General features: G+C 34.2%; 21 protein-coding genes. 10 read left to right on the top strand and 11 right to left on the bottom strand.

What is annotated here, in order from left to right; genetic code table 11:
• The first annotated feature begins 66 nt into the window (after window positions 1-66).
• Window positions 67-741, top strand: a complete 675-nt coding sequence (gene mnmD / locus CLV73_RS03240; protein ID WP_100375434.1) for a tRNA (5-methylaminomethyl-2-thiouridine)(34)-methyltransferase MnmD — start codon at window positions 67-69, stop codon at window positions 739-741.
• A gap of 106 nt (window positions 742-847) precedes the next feature.
• Entirely contained in the window at window positions 848-1,264 is a 417-nt protein-coding gene (locus CLV73_RS03235; RefSeq protein WP_100375433.1) for an NUDIX hydrolase, read from the top strand.
• Window positions 1,265-1,291: 27 nt separating this feature from the next.
• Here CLV73_RS03235 and CLV73_RS03230 read toward each other — a convergent pair whose 3' ends face one another.
• Window positions 1,292-1,996: a DUF4294 domain-containing protein gene (locus CLV73_RS03230; RefSeq protein ID WP_100375432.1), complete on the bottom strand. Its 705-nt coding sequence runs from the start codon at window positions 1,994-1,996 to the stop codon at window positions 1,292-1,294.
• Window positions 1,997-2,048: 52 nt separating this feature from the next.
• Here CLV73_RS03230 and chrP point away from each other — a divergent pair, with 52 nt between their 5' ends.
• The 3 genes from chrP (at window position 2,049) to CLV73_RS03215 (ending at window position 5,924) form a co-directional block, all read left to right on the top strand.
• Window positions 2,049-3,125: a chryseobasin maturation metalloprotease ChrP gene (gene chrP, locus CLV73_RS03225; protein ID WP_100375431.1), complete on the top strand. Its 1,077-nt coding sequence runs from the start codon at window positions 2,049-2,051 to the stop codon at window positions 3,123-3,125.
• 34 nt (window positions 3,126-3,159) lie between these two features.
• Window positions 3,160-3,810 (top strand): ribulose-phosphate 3-epimerase, encoded by a 651-nt coding sequence (gene rpe / locus CLV73_RS03220; RefSeq protein WP_100375430.1) that lies wholly within the window; start codon window positions 3,160-3,162, stop codon window positions 3,808-3,810.
• Between the two features lie 269 nt (window positions 3,811-4,079).
• Window positions 4,080-5,924: an alpha-L-fucosidase gene (locus CLV73_RS03215; RefSeq protein WP_100375429.1), complete on the top strand. Its 1,845-nt coding sequence runs from the start codon at window positions 4,080-4,082 to the stop codon at window positions 5,922-5,924.
• Here the strand turns inward: CLV73_RS03215 and CLV73_RS19245 are convergent.
• The 8 genes from CLV73_RS19245 to CLV73_RS03180 all read right to left on the bottom strand — a co-directional run bounded on the left by CLV73_RS19245 (window position 5,865) and on the right by CLV73_RS03180 (window position 12,931).
• A complete protein-coding gene (locus CLV73_RS19245; RefSeq protein WP_394336972.1) occupies window positions 5,865-6,041 on the bottom strand; it encodes a PQ-loop domain-containing transporter in 177 nt (58 codons plus the stop codon). The two genes, CLV73_RS03215 and CLV73_RS19245, sit on opposite strands and share 60 nt — an antisense overlap.
• Window positions 5,986-6,402, bottom strand: coding sequence for a nucleoside-diphosphate kinase (locus CLV73_RS03210; protein WP_039365479.1), 417 nt, complete (start codon window positions 6,400-6,402; stop codon window positions 5,986-5,988). The genes CLV73_RS19245 and CLV73_RS03210 overlap by 56 nt, the downstream gene beginning before the upstream one ends.
• A gap of 333 nt (window positions 6,403-6,735) precedes the next feature.
• Window positions 6,736-7,662 carry a ribosome small subunit-dependent GTPase A gene (gene rsgA / locus CLV73_RS03205; protein WP_100375428.1) on the bottom strand — a complete coding sequence of 309 codons (927 nt, stop codon included), beginning with the start codon at window positions 7,660-7,662 and terminating at the stop codon, window positions 6,736-6,738.
• A 125-nt stretch (window positions 7,663-7,787) separates the two neighbouring features.
• Window positions 7,788-8,867 carry a chorismate mutase gene (locus CLV73_RS03200; protein WP_100375427.1) on the bottom strand — a complete coding sequence of 360 codons (1,080 nt, stop codon included), beginning with the start codon at window positions 8,865-8,867 and terminating at the stop codon, window positions 7,788-7,790.
• Between the two features lie 384 nt (window positions 8,868-9,251).
• Window positions 9,252-9,512 carry a hypothetical protein gene (locus CLV73_RS03195; protein WP_157798712.1) on the bottom strand — a complete coding sequence of 87 codons (261 nt, stop codon included), beginning with the start codon at window positions 9,510-9,512 and terminating at the stop codon, window positions 9,252-9,254.
• Between the two features lie 350 nt (window positions 9,513-9,862).
• Window positions 9,863-10,948 (bottom strand): DNA polymerase III subunit gamma/tau, encoded by a 1,086-nt coding sequence (gene dnaX, locus CLV73_RS03190; protein ID WP_100375425.1) that lies wholly within the window; start codon window positions 10,946-10,948, stop codon window positions 9,863-9,865.
• A gap of 82 nt (window positions 10,949-11,030) precedes the next feature.
• A complete protein-coding gene (locus CLV73_RS03185; protein ID WP_100375424.1) occupies window positions 11,031-11,669 on the bottom strand; it encodes a TetR/AcrR family transcriptional regulator in 639 nt (212 codons plus the stop codon).
• Between the two features lie 5 nt (window positions 11,670-11,674).
• A complete protein-coding gene (locus tag CLV73_RS03180; RefSeq protein WP_100375423.1) occupies window positions 11,675-12,931 on the bottom strand; it encodes an aminotransferase class I/II-fold pyridoxal phosphate-dependent enzyme in 1,257 nt (418 codons plus the stop codon).
• Between the two features lie 261 nt (window positions 12,932-13,192).
• On the opposite strand from CLV73_RS03180, the gene CLV73_RS03175 reads away from it, so the two are divergent.
• Window positions 13,193-14,383, top strand: a complete 1,191-nt coding sequence (locus CLV73_RS03175; RefSeq protein WP_100375422.1) for an MFS transporter — start codon at window positions 13,193-13,195, stop codon at window positions 14,381-14,383.
• A gap of 248 nt (window positions 14,384-14,631) precedes the next feature.
• Here the strand turns inward: CLV73_RS03175 and CLV73_RS03170 are convergent, their stop codons facing one another.
• Window positions 14,632-15,798, bottom strand: a complete 1,167-nt coding sequence (locus CLV73_RS03170) for a cytochrome-c peroxidase (RefSeq protein WP_100375421.1) — start codon at window positions 15,796-15,798, stop codon at window positions 14,632-14,634.
• 190 nt (window positions 15,799-15,988) lie between these two features.
• Here CLV73_RS03170 and CLV73_RS03165 point away from each other — a divergent pair, with 190 nt between their 5' ends.
• On the top strand, window positions 15,989-16,486 hold the full coding sequence (locus CLV73_RS03165; protein ID WP_100375420.1) for a hypothetical protein: 498 nt from the start codon (window positions 15,989-15,991) through the stop codon (window positions 16,484-16,486).
• A gap of 286 nt (window positions 16,487-16,772) precedes the next feature.
• Window positions 16,773-17,762, top strand: coding sequence for an SDR family oxidoreductase (locus CLV73_RS03160; protein ID WP_100375419.1), 990 nt, complete (start codon window positions 16,773-16,775; stop codon window positions 17,760-17,762).
• 101 nt (window positions 17,763-17,863) lie between these two features.
• On the opposite strand, the gene CLV73_RS03155 is transcribed toward CLV73_RS03160, so the two are convergent.
• Entirely contained in the window at window positions 17,864-20,062 is a 2,199-nt protein-coding gene (locus CLV73_RS03155; RefSeq protein WP_100375418.1) for an outer membrane beta-barrel family protein, read from the bottom strand.
• A gap of 204 nt (window positions 20,063-20,266) precedes the next feature.
• Here CLV73_RS03155 and CLV73_RS03150 point away from each other — a divergent pair, with 204 nt between their 5' ends.
• Together CLV73_RS03150 and CLV73_RS03145 are read left to right on the top strand one after the other, a co-directional pair.
• Entirely contained in the window at window positions 20,267-20,623 is a 357-nt protein-coding gene (locus CLV73_RS03150; protein ID WP_100375417.1) for a hypothetical protein, read from the top strand.
• 149 nt (window positions 20,624-20,772) lie between these two features.
• Complete coding sequence (locus CLV73_RS03145; protein WP_100375416.1) at window positions 20,773-21,132, top strand: prevent-host-death protein; 360 nt, start codon at window positions 20,773-20,775, stop codon at window positions 21,130-21,132.
• The last annotated feature ends 36 nt before the right edge of the window (window positions 21,133-21,168 follow it).

Genomic DNA, 21,168 nt, shown 5'->3' with positions numbered 1-21,168 from the left:
TGTTCTACAAATTTAACATAATTTTCTAAATATAAAAATTTTAGAGTAAATTTGTGAAAAAATAGCTTGAAAAGAGAAATAAAAACAACAAACGACGGAAGCAAAACATTGCTTATCAATGAATTAAATGAAAACTACCATTCCCACCATGGTGCTCTTCAGGAAGCTGAACACGTGTTTATTAAAAATGGACTAAATCTAATAAATGATTACGAAATTAATATTTTAGAACTAGGATTTGGAACAGGTTTGAATGTTTTAGTGACAATTAATGAATATTTAAAAACTGACAAAAATCATGTCATCAATTATTTTTCACTGGAAAAATACCCCATAAATGAATCCGAAATTAACGATTTAGCCTATTTTAAACATTTTGATAACCCGGAATTTAAAAATATTTATCAGAAAATTCATCTAACAGAGTGGGAAAAATCAGTAGAAATCACTAAAGGATTTAACCTCAAAAAGATAGAATGTGACTTTTTTGAGCTGAAAAACATTGTGTTACCTAAAATAAATCTGGTATATTATGATTGTTTCGGGGCAAGAGTACAGCCAGATCTTTGGGAAAAGCCTTTATTTGAAATGGTAGCTGATAAAATGGAAGTTAACGGGCTTTTAACAACCTATTCCTCAAAAGGCAGTGTAAGAAGAATCCTGCAGGAACTGAACTTTAAAGTGGAAAAGAAGCAAGGTCCCCCAGGAAAAAGAGAAATGATTAATGCAGTTAAATTATAATGTAAAAGAACATGACAAGAGATGTAAGCAAAGTTCAATATATTTTCTAACCTAGAATCTAACTTCTCTCCAAATTTCCTTACTTTAGCTATACAAATTATTATATATGATAGATAAGATCAACATTAGAGTCTACGCTTGTGTTGTTAAAGACAAAAAAGTACTAACCTTATTTGAAGAATACGCAGGTGAAGCTTTAATGAAATTTCCTGGCGGTGGCCTGGAATACGGAGAAGGGGTTTTAGAGTGTCTTCATCGTGAATTTGAAGAAGAGCTTAATGTAAAAGTCGAAATTGTAGAACACTTTTATACCCAGGAAGACTTTTTAGTTTCGCGTTTCAGAGAAAACGAACAATTACTTACTATATATTATATTGTAAATATTATCAACGAGGAAGACTTCCTTATTCTTGATCCTTGTATCGAAAAAACAGAATGGATTGATATTCACCAGGCTCACAATCCATTTCCTTTACCTATTGACAAAATTGTATTTGATAAATTAAAAGAAAAATTCCTGTAAAAATATTACAGGAATTTTTTATTTTGATTATTTACCAACTTTAAACTGATAAGCACCCGGATAAGGCTGAAGAAACCCTGAGTTCCAGTTAGACTGCAATAAAGATTCTAAAAATTCATCTGTTCTGTTAACATGAGGATTATACTGATCCTTTAGATCAATATCTGCTATTTTACCTTTTATATTCCAGATAAAAGCAGAAAAACCACCTCTCAGTTCTTTAATAATCTCATAAACGCTTTTACCCGTTGCTCTGTTCATGAGTTTAGCAAAAACCTGGCCTTCTGTAGTCGTTAAATCCCTCAGCTGCTTTTCATATTGATCAGCCAGCATATTCTGTCGCTCTCTCACATATTTCCTCTTCGCTTTACTATCCATATTGGTCATTTCCTTCTGAATATCGCGATACTGCCCCAAAGCCGTTACAAATAACGGATAGACCCTGTATAATTTTTTATTAAGGAAATAATAGTAGTTTTTATCCAATTGGTTATTAAACTTTGGTTTGTTCAATAACGTCAGTTCATCCATTACAACTACCGTTTCACCGTTTATTTCATAAAACTTGGCTTTCTGCCTTTCATCATAATAATATTTATTACCAAATTCATCTACTTTCAACAACTCAGGAGGATACTGGCTTAAAGGAATATACCTTAAAGAATCTTTTTGCCCGAAAACACTCACCCCTAAAAAGAAAAGAAAAAGGCAAATAATTTTATTAAAATTCATTATTTTTACACTTATTAGAACAAAAATTACTTACAAAAATCATTCCTTTTTTATGAAATTTGAAAAGAAATCTTTAAAGTTTTTAGAAAAATACTTAAATACGGCCTCACCGACTGGTTTTGAGCATAAAGGTCAGGAAATCTGGATGGATTACATTAGTCCTTATGTTGATAAAATAGAAGTTGATCATTACGGTACCTGTTACGGAATTATCAATCCTGAAGCAGAGTTCAAAGTAGTGATCGAAGCCCATGCAGATGAAATTTCATGGTATGTGAATTACATTACAGATGATGGCTTGATCTACGTGATCCGAAATGGAGGTTCAGATCAAACAATTGCCCCGTCAAAAGTAGTTCATATCCATGGAGAAAAAGGCATTGTAAAAGGCGTTTTCGGCTGGCCGGCAATTCATACAAGAAGTACTAATCAAAACGAGCCTACACCAAAAATTGAAAATATCTTTATTGATTGCGGTGCTGTTTCCAAAAAAGAAGTTGAAGATCTGGGAATCTATGTAGGATGTATGATTACTTATCCTGATGAATTCTTTGAAATGAATGACAGATATTTTGTCTGCCGTGCTTTAGACAACAGAATCGGAGGATTTATGATTGCTGAGGTTGCAAGACTTTTAAAAGAAAACAAAAAAAGCATTCCATTTGGTTTATACATTACCAACTCCGTTCAGGAAGAAGTCGGCTTATACGGTGCGGATATGATTGCTGATACCATCAAACCCAACATTGCTATTGTTACTGATGTTACCCATGATACAACAACCCCTATGATCGAAAAGAAAAAAGAGGGTGATCAAAAATGCGGAGCGGGTCCTGTTATTTTCTTTGCTCCAAGCATTCATCATACGATCAGAGAATTAATTATCGATACGGCAAAGACAAAGAAAATCCCTTTCCAGCGAGCTGCAGCAAGCCGGGCTACAGGTACAGATACCGATGCTTTTGCCCATTCTAACGGTGGTGTACCAAGTGCATTAATTTCCCTACCTTTGCGCTATATGCATACCACAGTAGAAATGGTCTCTAAAGAAGATGTAGGAAACGTGATCAAACTTATCTACGAAACTCTTCTTAAGATACAGCCGGAAATGAAACTGAAGTATCATTAACAGAAGAAATAAAAGTAAAGTATAAAAAGTAAAAATGAAAACGAAGCTTATTGCTCCTTCCCTTTTATCTGCAGACTTTGGGAATCTGCAAAAAGATATTGAAATGCTGAACAATTCTCAGGCTGACTGGCTTCATGTAGATGTGATGGACGGAAGATTTGTTCCTAACATCTCATTTGGCTTTCCGGTGATGAAAACAATTCAACAGTATGCTAAAAAATTTGTTGATGTACATTTAATGATTGTTGAGCCTGAAAAATATGTTGAAGAATTCATTAATCACGGTGCAGATTTGGTTTCTGTTCATTATGAAGCTTGTACACACCTTCACAGAACGATTCACCACATTCAAAGTTTAGGCGCAAAGGCAGGAGTTGTTTTAAACCCTTCCACTCCGGTTTTAATGCTTGAAGATATTATTGCTGATGTAGATTTAGTACTATTAATGAGTGTAAATCCGGGATTCGGAGGACAGAAATTCATTGAAAACACTTACAAAAAAATCGCAGAAACCAAAGATTTGATTCTAAGCAATAATTCTACCGCCCTTATTCAGATAGACGGAGGAGTGAACCTTGATAATGCTTCTAAACTTTTTGAAGCGGGAGCCGACGTTTTAGTTGCCGGTAACGCAGTATTCTCAGCAGAAAACCCTGAAAAAACCATTGAATTATTAAAAGTCTAAATTGACTTTACTTATAAAATGAAGAGGCAACCTTTCGGTTGCCTTTATTATTTCCCAAAAAAATAGAGTTTATATCGTCATTAGTTTTATGTATTAATTATAGATTACTTCCATCATAATTCGTGTGTAAATTTCTTAATAAATATTAATATAAAGCACTGTAAAAACACGGAAATCAACGCCGTATTTTTACGGTATTTTTTAATAACGTTTAAAATACTCCTATTTTACAACATCACCACTTTCCTTATTTTAGCAAAAAATAAACAATGAAAAATAAATTGACCAAGATCTTTTTATTAAGCATAATCTTCACAACTTCTCATATCAATGCCCAACATACTCCATCTGACAGTAAAAAAATGGAATGGTTCCAGGATGCTAAACTGGGGATTTTTATCCACTGGGGAATTTATTCAGTCAATGGTATTTCCGAATCCTGGTCTTTTTTCAATAATTATATCAATCACGAAAATTACATGAAGCAGCTTAACGGATTTTCCGCTTCACAATACCACCCTGAAGATTGGGTAAAATTGATTAAAAATTCAGGAGCAAAATACTCGGTAATTACCACAAAGCACCATGATGGTGTTGCTCTTTGGAATTCCAAAGCAGAAAAAGCAACAACAATCCCTAAGAACTCTTTAGCCCAAAAAGATGTATTGACTCCTTTCGTAAGTGAACTTAAAAAATCTGGCTTAAAAACAGGACTCTACTACTCTCTTCCAGACTGGAGCCATCCTTATTATGACATTATGACCAGAACCGAGAAAAGATATGACATAAAAAGCGATACTGAACGCTGGCAAAACTACATCAAATATTATCAAACACAACTGAATGAACTATCTTCTCAATATCAACCCGATCTTTTATGGTTTGACGGCGACTGGGAACATAGCTCAGCAGAATGGCACGCTCCCAAAACTCTTGAAAATCTGAAAAAATTTAATCCAAGCATTATTATTAATTCAAGACTTAATAATCACGGTGATTATGAAACACCTGAGCAGGGAATTCCGGTAATCAGCCCAGAGAACGAATTCTGGGAACTTTGTTATACCATGAATGATTCTTGGGGATTTCAGCCATTTGACGCTCATTATAAAACTCCCAATATGATTGTAAGAACATTAACAGATGTAATCAGCATGGGAGGAAATTTATTATTGGATATCGGACCTAAATCAGACGGAAGCATTCCTGAAGAACAGATCGAAATTTTAAAAAATCTTGGGAGATGGACTTCAAAACATAAAGAAGCGGTTTACGGAACAAGAAAAGGATTGCCCTTTGAAAATTATAAAGGAAAGTCTTCTATCTCGAAAGACGGTAAAAAATTATTCCTTTACCTTGAGGAAGCTAAAGATTTTGCAAAAATTTACGGTTTACATTTATTACCCATATCAGCAAAAATCATTGGCGACGATACAGGTAAAGTCAATTTTAAAAATGACAGTAATGGAAATATAAATTTAAATTTTTCAAACGTAAAATTCGATCAGGACGTAACGGTTGTAGAGCTTAGTTTTAATGAAAAAATTAAGTTCTCCAGTGTTATAAAAAAAGAGGATCTTACCTTGCAAAAAATCTTAGAAGATCAAAATACTAAAAATACTACATACAAAATTGCGGAACAATTGTATGAAGGGAAAAATATTTTTAATAATTCAGGCTTAACAAATGATGGCCTGAATATGAAAATTCCAACAAATTTAAAAACCAATCAGGAAATTTTGAGCTGGATCAGCAAGCATGCCGAAGCTCTATTTGAAACAGAAAAAGGTTTACCAAACGGACATTATGCCGGAATGAGTGCTCTTTCGAAGGACCGGCAGACGGTTTATCTTTTTGTAGAAGGAGTTCCAACAGGACCTATTGCCTTAAAAGGAATTAAAAACGGAATTTCAAGAATCCGTATTGTAGGTGAAGGATCTATACTCAATCATTCTATTTACAACAAACTGTACTGGAGTGACAGACCCGGAATTATTTATATTGATATCCCTAAAGAAAGATTGGATAAAAATATGACTGTAATTGCCGTTTTACTAGATAAACCTGTCGAATTGTACCGCGAAAAAGTAAAAGCCATCGAAAACAATTTGTAAGGTCTGTATAAAAAGAAAGTCCGGAGAAAAATCTCCGGACTTTTTATTTTGAAAGTTTTTCTTAGAAAATTTCTCTTCCTGAAAAATGGAACTGAGCTTCAATAAGAGCGTTTTCATCAGAATCTGAACCATGCACAGCATTTTCTCCGATGCTTCTTGCAAACATTTTTCTGATTGTTCCTTCAGCAGCTTCTGCAGGGTTGGTGGAACCAATTAAAGTTCTGAAATCTTCAACAGCGTTTTCTTTTTCTAGAACAGCAGCTACAATCGGACCTGAGCTCATAAATTCTACTAATTCTCCATAGAACGGTCTTTCAGCGTGTACTTCATAGAATTTTTTAGCATCAGCAACTGTAAGCTGAGTCAATTTTAAAGCTTTAATTTTAAAGCCTCCTTCAGAGATTTTACCTAATATCGCACCGATATGTCCGTCTGCAACTGCGTCCGGCTTAATCATAGTGAATGTAATGTTAGACATAAATGTTATAATTTTTTAAGTGCCCAAAATTACAAAAAAATATTCGATTTTGATTTTTAATTTTTTTTAACATAAAATTAACTTTTTGAATAATTCGCAATCGATTTTTTGGCACAGTAATTGTTTATTCTATTCCGATTCTCATGTTTAATTTGAGTTTTCATGGTTATTAGTTTTTACCCAGCTTCGGCTGGGTTTTTTTATATTATTAAATAAAAGATATTTTTATTGCGAAATCAGCAATAAATTTAATTTATTAAAATACAATAATTCAATTATTGCTTCATTATAAAGCAATAACACTATAGGAAACGAAAAAAATTAACGAAAAATTTATTTTAAAGAAGACTCTTCTGCCTCTTCCATAAGCTTTAAATACGTAGAATATCTGGAATGTTGGATCTCTCCCGTCTCTAAACTATCCAAAACGGCACATTTCGGCTCGTTAATATGAAGACAGTTATGGTATTTACATTCTTCTCTTTTTTTGAAAATCTCAGGAAAGTAATGTTGTACTTCTTCCTTTTCAATATCAATCATAGCAAATTCACGTACTCCGGGTGTGTCGATCACATTACCGCCGAAGTCCCAAAAATGCATCTGCGCAAAAGTTGTCGTATGCTTTCCCTTTAAGTGGGTATCTGAAATTTCAGAGGTTTTTAAATTTAGCCCCGGCTGTAAAGCATTGACCAAAGTAGATTTCCCACATCCGGAATGTCCGAAAAAGACAGAAGTTTTATCTTTAAGCAGATCCTGAAGCTGATTTAAATTGAGTTTTGAATAGGAAGAAATCTCGAGAGAATCATATCCGATTTCATTGTAAAGGAATTCTATATCTTTTACAATTTCAATTTCTTCTTCGTTGAGTACATCGATTTTATTGAATAAAATCAGTGGGGTAATATTGTAAGCTTCGCAGCATGCCAAAAATCTGTCAAGAAATCCCAGAGATGTTTCAGGATGTTTCAAGGTAAAGATAAAGCATGCCAAATCAATATTGGAAGCAATAATATGAGCTTCTTTTGAAAGGTTCACCGACTTTCTGATCAGGTAATTTCTGCGGGGTTCTATTTTTGTAATCCAGGCGATATCATCCTGCTCCAGCTGAAATTCTACAAAATCTCCTACAGCAAGCGGATTCGTTAATCTGGTTTTAATCAATTTAAATTTTCCACGAATTCTGGCTTCAAAAATTTTTCCGGTTTCCAATTCTAAAACCTGATACCAACTTCCTGTAGATTTAATGACTTTTCCTTTCATAGACAATATTGCTGCAAATATAAGGATTTAGGCAATAGAAAAATAAGGCTTAGAATTTAGCAAACAGAATTGTCATCAAACTATTTGTTAAAAACTAAGCCTTACTTATAAAAATCTAAAAACTATTATCTGTTGATCATAATATTATTCTGAACTTCAATAGATTCTTCATGAATTGCTTTGAAGACTTTCTCAATAAATTCCTGAGACATTCCCGTTTCCAAAGCTTTTTGAACTGCGTATTCTGTAATCACTTTCCAACGTTCCGGCTGGAAAATTGCAATATCATTTTCTTTTTTAAGCTTACCGATTTTCTCCGAAATTTTCATTCTCTGAGAAAGCAGTTCTATCAATTGAAAGTCAAGATCAGATATCAGCGTTCTGTGTCGCCCCATTTCGCCTTCAAATCCTGCTAAGTTTGTATTTCTGACTTTTAAGTTACCAATCAGTTCAGCCAAAACTTCCGGTGTAATCTGTTGGGAAGCATCACTCCAGGCTTCGTCAGGATTACTGTGTGTTTCAATAATTGCACCTTGGTAACCAACATTTAATGCTTCCTGAGTAATATCTGCCAAACCTGTACGGTTGCCACAAATATGAGAAGGATCAATCAGCATAGGAATATTGGGAAACTGGCTTTTGAAATCTAGTGCAATCTGCCAATTCGGATTGTTTCTGTATTTTGTTTTCTGGTAGGTAGAAAATCCTCTGTGGATTACTCCCAAATTAGTAATCCCTTGTCCTAAAAGCCTTTCTAAAGCTCCGATCCATAAAGCAAGATCAGGATTTACCGGGTTTTTCACTAGCACAATTTTATTTGTTCCTCTCAAAGCCTGAGCAATTTCCTGAACTGTAAAAGGATTTACCGTAGAACGGGCACCAATCCATAAAATATCTACATCTGCTTCCAACGCTGCAAAAACGTGATGTGCATTGGCAACTTCAGTCGCTGTTTTGAATCCATATTCTTCTTTCACTTTTTTCAACCAGTTCAAACCAATCACTCCTACTCCTTCAAATCCATTCGGTTTCGTTCTTGGTTTCCATATTCCCGCACGGAAAACCGGAACCTGCGCATTGGTTTCCTTAATTCTTCTGGCTGTCTCCAACATCTGAGCTTCACTTTCAGCACTACACGGTCCTGCAATCATCATCGGCTGAGCAAAGTCTTTAATCCACTCGTTTTGTAAATCTTTTAAGTTCATATCTTTATTCTATTTTATTCTTGTTTATGAGTTAATATCCATAGCAAATGCATTATAAAATTACTTTATAATTCTTTTCAAAAAATGCCGTTAAAGTTTTAAAGGAATCAGGATTTAAATGAAAGAAATTTCAGTTTTCCTGTATTTTTTGAGAAAGAAATTCAGATTAGCAATACCAATAAAATCGGTAATAATTTCTGAAATTTCTAAAATAGGTAAACGAAAAGCTAAAATAACCGCTAAAATAATCAGCGGGTGCAAAAGTAGACTGGCAAGGTGTAAACAATTTTTTCATTGTTAAAACGTCTATTTTCAGCTATTCTTTAATAATTTCCATTTGCCGGAAAACGATTTTCCGCTCAAATATTTGACAAATATATAAAATTATGTCAAATCAAACCTCATTAAATCATCAAGATCTTTCAAAAGAGGATTTTTTTCTACAAATTTTTCGAAGATTTTTCTTTTGGTCATTACTTCCACCTTGAGATTTTCGAAGTCTCTCTTATATTCAATCTCGATGGAATAGTTATGGACTTTCCTTCTAAAATGGTTGAAAAACTCACCACTCACTTTATCAAACTCAACCTTTGCAGAATCTGAAGGATAAGAAACTGTAATCTGATGTTCAGCTGACTTAAACATTTTGAATGTTTTCACCGCATTAAAAATGAATGAATCTTTCTTCTGCAATTGTTTTAGCATAAGGTTCCATTCCATCTGAAGATCGGTATCTGTAAAATGGTTTTGTGGAAGATTTTCGGTTTTTACCGCTACATTCTCGTCTACTTCTGTTTTTTCTTCTTTATTCAGAAAAGAATTAATGCTGAATCCTGATGTAGACGGGCGCTTTGATAAAGGTTTAGAGGTTTTAATAATGACATTTTCCTCCTGAACAGAAACTACAGCTTCTATCTTTGTTTCTTTTATTTCCTGAGGTTGTGCCGGTACGGGAATTTTAACTTCTTGCTTTTCTTCAAGAAACGGAGCTAATATTATGAACTTTTTTTTTTTGCAACGTCTCCATTAGCCGTTAAAGAAGCTAGCTGCATCAAAGCGATCTCTACAGTAAGCCTAGGATTTTTAGAATTTTTGTAATTAATATCCGCATGGTTACAAATTTCAATGGCGTCTATTAATTGTTGAGCATTCCATTTTTGGGCCTGTTCCACAAACTTTGCCTTGGTTTGCTCTCCCACTTCTATTAATTCTATTGTAGAGGCATTTTGAGCCATCATTAGATCTCTGAAATGATTTCCTAAACCTGCAATAAAAATATGTGGATCAAATCCTTTTTTTACAATTTCGTTGAAAGAGAATAATACTTCAGGAATTTTATTTTCTTTGGCTAAATCAACAATATTAAGATATTGATCATAATCCAGGATATTCAATACTTCAGCAGCTTTCGCCAGTGTAATATTTTTCTGGGAAAATGTGGAAAGCCTGTCAAAAATAGAAAGTGCATCTCTTAACGCTCCGTCGGCTTTTTGAGCAATTAAGTATAAAGCATCATCTTCATACTGTACATTCTCTTTCTGAGCAATATTCCTAAGGTGTCCCTGAATACCTTCAATGGTAATTCTTTTAAAATCATAAATCTGGCAACGGGATAAAATCGTAGGAATGATTTTGTGTTTCTCTGTAGTTGCCAAAATAAAGATTGCATGAGCAGGCGGCTCTTCCAATGTTTTAAGAAAAGCATTAAAAGCAGCAGAAGACAGCATATGAACCTCGTCGATAATATATACTTTATATTTACCAACCTGAGGAGCAAAGCGGACCTGATCTATCAATTCCCTGATATCATCCACAGAGTTATTAGACGCTGCATCTAATTCATAGATATTATACGCAAAGCCATCTTCTGAAACAGAACCATCTTTTTCATTGATCTTCCTAGCCAGAATTCTGGCACACGTTGTTTTACCAACTCCTCTGGGCCCGCAAAAAAGCAGAGCCTGAGCTAATTGATTTTCTTCAATCGCATGCTCTAAAGTATCTGTAATGTGAGATTGCCCAACAACGGTATCAAACTCTTGCGGGCGGTACTTTCTTGCAGATACAATAAAATTTTCCATTGGCCAAAAATAAGAAATAAAGTTTTAATCTGAAAGGGTAAAGGTTTCAAATTATCCACAAAATTCTTAGAAAATAATAATTTTATTTCTCTTTTTTCTGGTAAGCATAATCAATAATATCAACGATAGCTTTTTCAATTTCCTGTCTTCCTTCGTCTGTTTTCAAATCTATACCACAGAATTTGCTGGCATTATGCCCTGTATAAAGATTTAGATAATAAGCTCCGGAAACAAGTAAAGCAGCAATTGCTCTATACCTTACTGAATCTTCCGGCCCAAAATAAGGATCTACGATATTCGTAAAAAGCATCTCCCCCATTTCTTCTCTTTCATCCGCAATTTTCTTAAGGATAGGTTTACTTTCAGAAAGCCCCCAAAGGATGATTTTCTGAAGCTCTTTATTTTTCTTCAGATTATCGTATTGACTCAGAATAGCAATTTTAGACAGTTCCTTACCTCCGTCTGAAATATCAACTTCAACATTTTCCTGATTCACTCTACTCCAATAGTCCTGAGATTTGATGTATTCATCGATCAGTTTATCGGTGCTTCCGAAATATTCATAGATCAGTTTTTTATCAAATCCAGCTACTGCAGCAATTTTACTCACTTTCAGTCCTGAATAGCCTTTTACTCTTAAAATTTTTCCAACTGCGGCTAATAGTTTTTGTTTGGTCTTTTCTTTATCTCTGATAGGACCTTGTACAACTTTTCTAGGCATGTTTATTATTTTTTTGCAATATGCAATTTATTTTTTATATCCTCAAATGCACTCAACGTTTTGTCAAGATGCTCTCTTTCGTGTGTTGCAGTGATACTCATTCTTATACGAGCATCTTTTCTCGCTACTGCGGGATATATTATCGGATTGGTATAAATCCCGTGATCTAAAAGAAGTTTCCCCGCATCTCCTGTAACATGCGGATCTCCAATTTTCACAGGGATAACAGCAGAACAGGTAGTCCCTGTATCTAATCCCATATCGTCTAATCCTTTTTTGAAATAATTGATATTATCCCACAGCTTTAAACGCCAGTGCGGTTCTTCATCTATTAATTCAATGGCTTTAATAATTCCCGTAGCGGTAGGAGGCGGAGTCGTAGCCGAAAATATTTGCTGACGGGATTGAAACCGGATAAAATTAGTCAGCTTTTTATTAGCAATGACATATCCTCCAAGATTTCCAAATGTCTTACTGAAGGTTCCTGTTATAATATCAATTTTATTCAGTAAACCTGTATCTTCAATGGTACCTCTACCTGTCTTACCTAAAATCCCTACTCCATGTACATCGTCCACCATTAAATAGGCATTATATTTTTTTACTAATTGATATATTTCTTCAATTGGCGCTGTATCTCCATCCTGAGAATACACTCCGTCAATAACTACCAATTTGGTACGGTATTGACTTTCCGAGGTCTTTAAAATTTGCTCTAAAGCCTCCAAGTTGTTGTGTGGAAATGTTTTTCTATTTGTTAAAATACATCCTTCATACACACTTGCATGTACAGCCATATCTACAATGGCAATATCTTCTTTTTGAAGCAGAATCTGTAATGTGGCACTATTTGCAGTATATCCGGTAGTAAAAATTACAGCTTCATCCTGCGATCTTCCAAAAAAAGAGGCAATTTTTTCTTCCAAATCCTTGTGATAGGAATAATATCCCCCGATAAGAGGAGTGGCTGCCGTACCTGCACCAAACTTTTCAATTCCTTCAATAGCTGCCTGCTTTACTTTTGGATGCTGTGTAAAACCTAAGTAATCACTGGTAACAAAACTAATAAACTCTTTAGTAGTATTTCCCGTAGTAACACTCATTACCGAACTACATCCCGTATTATTCTGTAATCTGTAACGATGTCCATTAGATTTCATATAATCCAAGAAATCATAATAAGCATCCGCACGATCCATCATATCCAGACCTGGAATATTTTCAAAATCTTTGAAAGTTGCCGTTGTAAAATCTATGTTCATTTTTTAGTTATTAGTTTGTGGAGTTATTTAATACAAATATATGATTTATAGTTATATATTTACATTTAATTCACAAAAATATATAAATATTTTTTTCCACAAACATTAACTCATTTTCTTTTAGATAATCTTTTGCTTTAAAAATTAAATATCCAATCAATTTTATGAATAGATTTCATTAAACTCTACTACTTTCAGCATTAAAAAAATAGTAAGAAATTTGCTCTTTTCAAATCTATTATTCCGAACCCAGAAGATATCATGAGCAACTCAGAAAAGGCGAACAAGAACACCTACAGATTCAAATATATTAAAATAGGGATATTCTTATCCGGACTTTCCGTATTTGCCCAGCTTTATCTTTTTCAGCCTCTTCTTCCTTTAGTAAGTGAATATTTTAATGCGGGAGCGGGAAACAGCTCTCTTTTAGTATCTTCTTCCACCATCGGAATGGCAACAGGACTTTTTTTCTTTGCTTTTAAAGCTGATGCTTATTCCAGAAAACGACTTATGGTGTTTTCTCTACTTTCTTCTGCTCTTCTAACTTTTATTTCTACCTGGATCCCCAATCTTGAAATTTTAATTGTAATTGGTTTTTTAAAAGGCTTTTTAGTTTCAGGGGTTTCGGCAGTCGCTCTTGCCTATCTCACCGAAGAGGTGGAAATATCTTCGGTAGCACTTGCTATCAGTATGTATCTGAGCGGAAATACAATTGGAGGAATGAGCGGAAGAATATTTACCACAATTCTTGCTGGAGAATACGGTTGGAAAACGGCTGTTATGATTATTGGAATAGTAAGTCTCATATTAGGTTTAACCTTCTGGAAAATTTTTCCAAATTCCCGTTTTTTTCATCCTCAAAGAACAGATTATTCTTTAAAGATAAAGCAAATGAGAAAGTTTCTTTCAGATCCGTTTCTCTTATCTTTATTCTGTATTGCCGCGCTCATTATGGGAACTTTTGTAAGTATGTATAATTATTTAAGCTTCCGGCTAGAAGCTCCACCATTTTCGTTGAGCCACTATTTCATAGCCTTAATTTTCCTGATGTATATTTTCGGAGTTTTCGGAACCATGCTTACCAGTTATTTATCAAAACATTATGAGAAAAGAAATATTCTGAAATACTTTATTTTAATTATGTTTGCTTCTTTATTGCTTTTCTATTCAAAAAATATTTATCTGGTAATATTTGGTTTAGCATTATTTACTCTTTCTTTTTTCTCTGCACATACCATGGCAAGTCAATTGGTTGCTATTCGTGCAAAATATGGAAAATCTTCTGCCACTTCTATGTATTGGTTATTTTATTATTCCGGTTCAAGCATTCTGGGAAGCGGTACCGGATATTTGCTGCATGCAACCTCATGGAGCCTCTTTGTAAGCCTACTCGCCTCTATCCTTTTCATTGCATTTCTATTAGTCGGGAAACTTCCTGTATTTTCTAAATAGCCTTATTAATTATTGAAGCATCACATTTTTCCAGCAGAAAATGAACATGTTAGAACCAATCGCCAATTAATTTTATGAAAAATCACAAATTTGTGGGATTTCAGGCATAATATTTGCACCGTGTTGTACAGTTAAGTTTATAAAACATAAAGACAAAATTTGAATTTATAAATTGTAAGCACCCAAATCTTAATTATATATTTTATTTACGAAAAACCCACAATTTTATTATTGTGGGTTTTATTTTTTTATTGAGGAAGAATCGGGGGTGAAATTCTCTGGTTTTTTGTTGATAACGTTCTTAAAAATACTTCTAACTGCATAATTTCCTCATCTGTTAAATCAAGCAGCCTTAGCATATCAGATTTATGAGAAATCAATTCCGCTCCATTATATATAGTAGTCCGATGTTTATAAAGTTCCGGGTTTCCTTTATTATAGATTTGAATAATATCTGTTAACGATGTAAAAGTTCCGTTATGCATCCATGGTCCGGTTCTCACTATTTCCCGTAAACTTGGCACCCGAAATTTACCTACATCTTCAGGTTTTTTAGTTACCAAATATCTTCCTAAATCTTCTTGTTCTGAGCTTAGCAAAGACGTTCCTATATTTTCGAAACGATTATTGGAAAAATATCCGGAATTATGACAATTGATACATTGTGCCTTGGTACGAAACAGGTGCAACCCCATTACTTCATCATCTGTAAAAAGATTAGCTTCGCCATCAATAAAACGGTCAAATTTACTTGGAGGGCTTTTTACACTTCTTTCGAACGTAGCAATCGCTTTGGTAACTCTCTCTTTTGTTATGGTTTTGTCTCCAAAAGCTCTTTCGAACAGGATTTCATATCCTTTAATTTTAGCAATTTTTCCAACCGCCATATCAATATGCTCACTCATCTCTTTTTGGTCCTGAATAGGCATCTGGGACTGCTCTTCCAAAGAATTTGCGCGTCCATCCCAAAATAAAGATGTTGCATACGCCGAGTTTAAGATGCTCATCGCATTTCGTGTTCCCAGTTGTCTGTCGTGTCCAAAAGAAACCATCCTGTTGTCACACCATCCCAATTCAGGATCATGGCAGGAAGCACAGGCAATCTGATTAGAACCCGAAAGCCGCGGATCATAGAAGAGAGTCTTTCCCAATACTGTTTTTTCCGGAGAGTATATATTATCTGCCGGGAACTGTATTTCAGGAAGATGTCCTATTTCTGAAAAATAAGGTTTAGCCTCTTCATCCAGCATAGGAACAGGCCACTTTGAAGTATCACCAGAAGCGTACAATTCCCTAAGCTTTGCAATGAAAGATTTTTTTTGGCTGATTTCTTTCTGAACTTTATGGCTCAGACAATTGTTTAAAAGTGAAACGGTAAGAAATAAAACTAAAACCCAGCTTAGTATATTCTTCATTTTCCGATGAATTTCAGCAAAAATAGGGATTAATTTTATTTTGAAATAATGCAGATCATTAGCGGTTTAAAAAATAAAAATAAACAATTATCAATCAATAAGTTAAAACAAAGTCGGTATTATTTGCCAATCAGATTTGATAAAATGAATAAAAATATTAATTTTAGTTTTTTTAAATGTCTTTACAATTATGCAGCCTGATGCGTCTCATAAGCTGATTCCGATGACTATGTTCGTCTTAGAATATTATTCCCATGAAGGATATGCAGATCTTCAAACATTAAAACTGATGAAGAACTATGCTAATTTCTTAAAAAAAACTTTGCATCTAGGGATGTTTGTTCCGGTAGATCAACAAGGAAATGTTTTAAAAGAACCTAAAAACTACACTTCGTGGAAAGCTCTTGAACATAACAGTAAAGGTGAGACCAATGACATTACCGCATTTGAAGAATACAGAATTTACCAGGCTGCCGAACAGCAATGCTTGTTTAAAGATTTTAAAGTAGATTACAACGGCTATTCCCGGGTAAGAATAGTTGCAGCCTATAATAATTCCATTGAATTGTCTTTTAATAAAAATGATCTTAGTTTTTCAGCCTTTAAAGATGTGGAATCACTTACTTCATTTGATGAAATATATTTAACCCGAACAGCTTTACGAATGATCGGGATAAAAAAGAAATAAGACAGTACTATTTTGCTTTTTTCTATTTTTCCGTTATAAATAAAAAATCCTCAGAAATTCTGAGGATAAAAACTAATAACCATGAAAACTCAAATTAAACATGAGTTACATTTCGTTATTAAAATTTTGTGCCAAAAAATTTAATCATCCGTTTTTTTAGAAATAATTAAGATTATTTAAGAAAAAATAATAAAATTTTATCTGCAGATTTCTGGATCACTCCTTATAAACACTGAAATGGCATAATAATAGGTTAATTTCTTACACCAACCAAAACAATCACAAAATGAAATCAGCAGATCTATTACAAAAAAGTTTAAAAGGAAAAACCGTCGTCATTACCGGAGGAAGCAGCGGAATAGGAAGAGCTATTGCGGAAGCTTTTGCCTTAGAAGGCTGCAATATCGTAGTTGCCGCAAGAGGAAAAGAAGGTCTTGATGAAACTGTAAGTCTATGCCGGGATCTTGATGTGGCAGCAATGGCAGTACCGACAGATGTTTCCATCGCTGAAGATGTCCGAAATCTCACGAATAAAGCTTTGCAGTTTAACGGAAGAATAGATATCTGGGTCAATAATGCAGGGGTAATGGCAAGCGGAAAATTTGAAGAAATCCCTATAGAACTTAATGAACAGGTGATAAAAACCAATCTGTTTGGGTATATGCATGGCGCCTATAGTGTTTTACCTATTTTCAAAAAACAACAGGAAGGGATACTAATCAATAATATTTCTATCGGCGGCTTTATGCCCGCTCCTTACAGTGCGGCTTATTCTTCTGCCAAATTCGGAATCCGCGGAATGATGGAATGTCTGCACGGAGAACTATCTGATTTTCCTCATATCCATATTTGTAATCTATATCCGCAAATTCAGAGATCAACGGGAAATATGCATTCTGCGAAGTATTCAGGATTAGATTTTAAGATACCTCCATTTGCAGCAGACCCGAGAGATACGGCCGCAAGTATTGTTCAACTTGCCAAACATCCCCAAAAAGATCTTTTCCCGGATTTAACATCTATGGTTCTCAAAAATATATATGGATTATTTCCTAAACCTATCATTAACACTGCTTCTGCAGCGATGAGAGTATTAATGAAAGTGAAAAAAGCTCCCGATGAATCCGGAAATGTTCTCTCTCCATCATCAGAACCTCACCGGATTTATGGCGAAACAATGTTTCCCGTACTTTCAAGAAAAACAACTATGTCTATTTTTGCCGGAATGGGATTAGGTTTAGCCTATATGCTCTTTACATCCAGGTCTTCAAAATAATAAATGCCAGAAAAGTACTTCTATTTATACTTTAATTTTAGTTTAAATAAAAAAACGGATCATGAATATATCATGATCCGCTTCATTTAGAAAACACGAAACTATTTCCCTCCGCCTCCGTTTTTTTCAACATCGGTTTTGGTATTTTCTTTTACCTTTTGGTTTCCAAATCGTTTTACGAATGAAATGGAGGCACCATACCAATCCCATCTCGAAGCATTTCTGAACGTCCCTCCCTGCGTATACGTTGTAGCATCATAATTAGGTCTCTGAAAGATATTCATCAGCTGCAGGCTGACTTCCATTTGTGTTTTCGGGAATATTTTCGTCACAGAAATATTATGAAAAACGTTTGCCTTGTTGGTGGTGGAGTTCCCGTTATTTTGGTTGGAAACTTCAACCCATGCGCTCAGGTTAATATTTTTATTAAATAGATTGGTATATGAAAGATTGGTGGAAGCACTCAAATAACTGATATAGCTGTTTGCTCCTTCCAATTTGTTTTTCTGATTAAAATCGCTGTTATCAATATAATACCAACCCAAACCAAGATTCACTGTAAACTTATTTTTAAAGAAAGTCTGGTTTGTATTTGCGTATAGATAATATTTATGCACCTTTCCTGCAAAATTAGACGGTTGGGTAATGGTAATTTTCTTGGCGTTGTTTTGAGCATCTGTAAGTGTTCCTTCTACATAATCCGTCCAATAATCCTGATCGGTAAACATATATCTTGCCGAGATGAAGTATTTCTTTAAAATTCCAAGTTTCATATACACTCTGTCACTTGGATTCGGTTCCAGATCCATATTTCCGCGGCTGTAAAACCCATCATTATTAGGGATCAGGAACGGATTGAATTCTGCATACCAAGGTCGCCATATATTTTTATTATACGTCAGACTCAGGTCATATTTATCCGAAAAGGAATACTTCAGCAAAATATTCGGCAACAATTTACCATAAGAATCTTTTCTTGAAGTTCCGGCAATATCCTGACGAATCTGATAATCAATATATTCATAACGAAGTCCGATTCTGGTTTCTAATTTTTTAAAGAACGTTTTACTGTAGTTTGCATAGACCGAGCCTATATTATCTTCGTAATGGAAAGTATCGCTTTTACTGAGACCTTCCAGATTATTTCCATAAAGGCTATTCGGAATGACATTATTATTGAAGTCCATTTTACCACCAATCTCGAAATTCCCTCCTGATTTTCCAAATGGCTGAGTATAATCAACTTTAATATAATAATTTCTGTTTTCTGTATCGGTAAGTACGCCTATGTCTTTTATATCCCTTACTAAATTGTCATTTTTAAGAGAAAGCATATCTTTTATATAATAGCTGTCATCCGACTGTCCATAATAATTCGTACCCAGGTTTACATCTAAAATCTTATTCTTTTCTTTATCATACCATTTATAGAAAACATTTGTTCCCAGATTGCGGTTAAGTCCATTTGAGTTTTGATTTTGACTATAAGAGTTATCAAATATTCCGTTGATATTTTTCAAGCCGTCTGCTTCAGAAGTAGAGCTTGAGTTACTTTGGTAATATTCCAGAATAACTCCTATTGTATTTTTGTTATTTAATTCAAATTCCGAAGTTGAAGAAACAGACGGACTTCTGTATCTTCCAATAGTTTTTGAGTTGATCTGAGTGGTTGAATTTTCTTTATACAAGGTGTATAGACTTGAATTGCTCTGCACATTCGTATTATCACCATAACTTCCGATAAGTGTCTGGGTAAAGTTTTTCTTGTGATAATTCAGATTGAGATTGGCATACTGAGAATTTTTAGTGTTCTGCCTGTTATTTAAAGTAACGCTTCCTTTCAGCCCCTCATCATCTCTTTTCTTTAAAACGATATTAATTACTGATCCTGTCGCTTCATAGCGTGAAGACGGACTGGTGATCACTTCAATTTTCATCAGATTATCGGCCGGAATTGTTTTTAAATATTCTTTCAGTTCTTTACCGGTAAAGACTGTTTTCCTGTCATTGATATAAACAGTGACAGTTTCTCCTTCCGCCTTTATTGCGTCATTATTATCAATACTTACCAAAGGAGTCATGCGCAGTACATCCCAGGTTGTGTTCCCTGCAAGAATAGAGCTATTAGCAACATTAAAAACAGTACGGTCAACCTTAGACTCAACGGTAGGTTTTTTTGCCACAAAAGTGACTGTTTCTATTTCTTTCTCTTTTACTTTTGATTCTACAGTGTCTTTTTCAGCTTGGGCAAAAACTAAAGTGCCCATTAATAAAGCGATTGGCGCTATAATATTTTTCATTAATAGTTATGTTTTCCAATTATAAGACACCAACAAGGGAATATTTGTTACATGCATTAAACGTTAAATAAGGTTAATATTATGAACTGAATTCCCAATTTTCTCACAAAAAATCAATTTGCGCTTCAATAAGCATTAATAAATGAGGGGCTTTTTCAAACTTCAAGATAAGATTTTCTAACTTTGGGGACTTAAATTCAAATAATGACAGTAGAAGATCTTGTAGGCAGTTATTCTGTTCAAGGCAGCAATCAGGAAGAAACCGGCCTTATTTCTTATCATGGTATATTAACTTTATCTCTTGATGAAAACAACAGAATTATTGCCCAATGGATGATTGGAGATCAGCTACAAAACGGTACAGGGTTTTATAAAGATCAGATTTTGGTCATCAATTTTAATTATAAAGGTGAAGATCACAATATATACAAAGGCGTAGCTGTTTACCGCTGCATCAGTAAGGATATCCTAGATGGATTCTGGTCTGAAAAGCATGGAAACCCTTTATATCTGGGAAGCGAGCACTGTGTACGTATTGACCGTCCCGAGTTTTTGCATTGAAAAAACTTTTCATTCACAGGGGATCAATATTCCATTTATTAAAAAATTTCACTGGAATTAAAATTTAAATTAAAAAATTACGAAAGAGATTTTCTCATTTTATTTTGAAAATCTTTTGCTTCTACGTAAATTTGCAAAAAGTAAAATTTATGAATTATACACTTGAACTCAATACGCAGGACCCCGGTTCAAACGTCGTTTTTAACAACATCGTATTTGATTCGTTCAAAGTGAATATTGTTGAAAGACATACAGGTTCAATGCGTTCCCGTTCAAAACTCAATCATGTCTTATTCAAAGTCAGAACTTTAGACAATAATCTCATTCAAACTAAGGAAGGTAACGGCAGAATCAAAATAAAAGGAGAAGATTTTGAAATGTATCAAAAGGCAATACAGGTTCTCTCATCCTATGAATATAAAAATAAGCTGATTAACAGAAAAGAAGCGGAAGAAAATTATGTTCACTTTATTTTGAGGTTGGTTATTTCTAACTATACGCTTAACTAACTTTCCAGCAATAATTTATCTTATACTCCGAAATCT

It is taken from the genome of Chryseobacterium geocarposphaerae, from assembly GCF_002797535.1.
GTDB lineage: Bacteria > Bacteroidota > Bacteroidia > Flavobacteriales > Weeksellaceae > Chryseobacterium > Chryseobacterium geocarposphaerae.
Note: the sequence above shows the minus strand (reverse complement) of the source record. Positions and strands in the feature narration are given on the sequence as shown.

Bases quoted from the DNA above. Each gene is read 5' to 3' on its own strand.
- CLV73_RS03235 (WP_100375433.1), top strand. From the start codon at position 848: ATGATAGATAAGATCAACATTAGAGTCTACGCTTGTGTTGTTAAAGAC.
- CLV73_RS03230 (WP_100375432.1), bottom strand. From the start codon at position 1,996: ATGAATTTTAATAAAATTATTTGCCTTTTTCTTTTCTTTTTAGGGGTG.
- chrP (WP_100375431.1), top strand. From the start codon at position 2,049: ATGAAATTTGAAAAGAAATCTTTAAAGTTTTTAGAAAAATACTTAAAT.
- rpe (WP_100375430.1), top strand. From the start codon at position 3,160: ATGAAAACGAAGCTTATTGCTCCTTCCCTTTTATCTGCAGACTTTGGG.
- CLV73_RS03215 (WP_100375429.1), top strand. From the start codon at position 4,080: ATGAAAAATAAATTGACCAAGATCTTTTTATTAAGCATAATCTTCACA.
- CLV73_RS19245 (WP_394336972.1), bottom strand. From the start codon at position 6,041: ATGAAAACGCTCTTATTGAAGCTCAGTTCCATTTTTCAGGAAGAGAAA.
- CLV73_RS03210 (WP_039365479.1), bottom strand. From the start codon at position 6,402: ATGTCTAACATTACATTCACTATGATTAAGCCGGACGCAGTTGCAGAC.
- rsgA (WP_100375428.1), bottom strand. From the start codon at position 7,662: ATGAAAGGAAAAGTCATTAAATCTACAGGAAGTTGGTATCAGGTTTTA.
- CLV73_RS03200 (WP_100375427.1), bottom strand. From the start codon at position 8,867: ATGAACTTAAAAGATTTACAAAACGAGTGGATTAAAGACTTTGCTCAG.
- CLV73_RS03195 (WP_157798712.1), bottom strand. From the start codon at position 9,512: ATGTTTAAGTCAGCTGAACATCAGATTACAGTTTCTTATCCTTCAGAT.
- dnaX (WP_100375425.1), bottom strand. From the start codon at position 10,948: ATGGAAAATTTTATTGTATCTGCAAGAAAGTACCGCCCGCAAGAGTTT.
- CLV73_RS03185 (WP_100375424.1), bottom strand. From the start codon at position 11,669: ATGCCTAGAAAAGTTGTACAAGGTCCTATCAGAGATAAAGAAAAGACC.
- CLV73_RS03180 (WP_100375423.1), bottom strand. From the start codon at position 12,931: ATGAACATAGATTTTACAACGGCAACTTTCAAAGATTTTGAAAATATT.
- CLV73_RS03175 (WP_100375422.1), top strand. From the start codon at position 13,193: ATGAGCAACTCAGAAAAGGCGAACAAGAACACCTACAGATTCAAATAT.
- CLV73_RS03170 (WP_100375421.1), bottom strand. From the start codon at position 15,798: ATGAAGAATATACTAAGCTGGGTTTTAGTTTTATTTCTTACCGTTTCA.
- CLV73_RS03165 (WP_100375420.1), top strand. From the start codon at position 15,989: ATGCAGCCTGATGCGTCTCATAAGCTGATTCCGATGACTATGTTCGTC.
- CLV73_RS03160 (WP_100375419.1), top strand. From the start codon at position 16,773: ATGAAATCAGCAGATCTATTACAAAAAAGTTTAAAAGGAAAAACCGTC.
- CLV73_RS03155 (WP_100375418.1), bottom strand. From the start codon at position 20,062: ATGAAAAATATTATAGCGCCAATCGCTTTATTAATGGGCACTTTAGTT.
- CLV73_RS03150 (WP_100375417.1), top strand. From the start codon at position 20,267: ATGACAGTAGAAGATCTTGTAGGCAGTTATTCTGTTCAAGGCAGCAAT.
- CLV73_RS03145 (WP_100375416.1), top strand. From the start codon at position 20,773: ATGAATTATACACTTGAACTCAATACGCAGGACCCCGGTTCAAACGTC.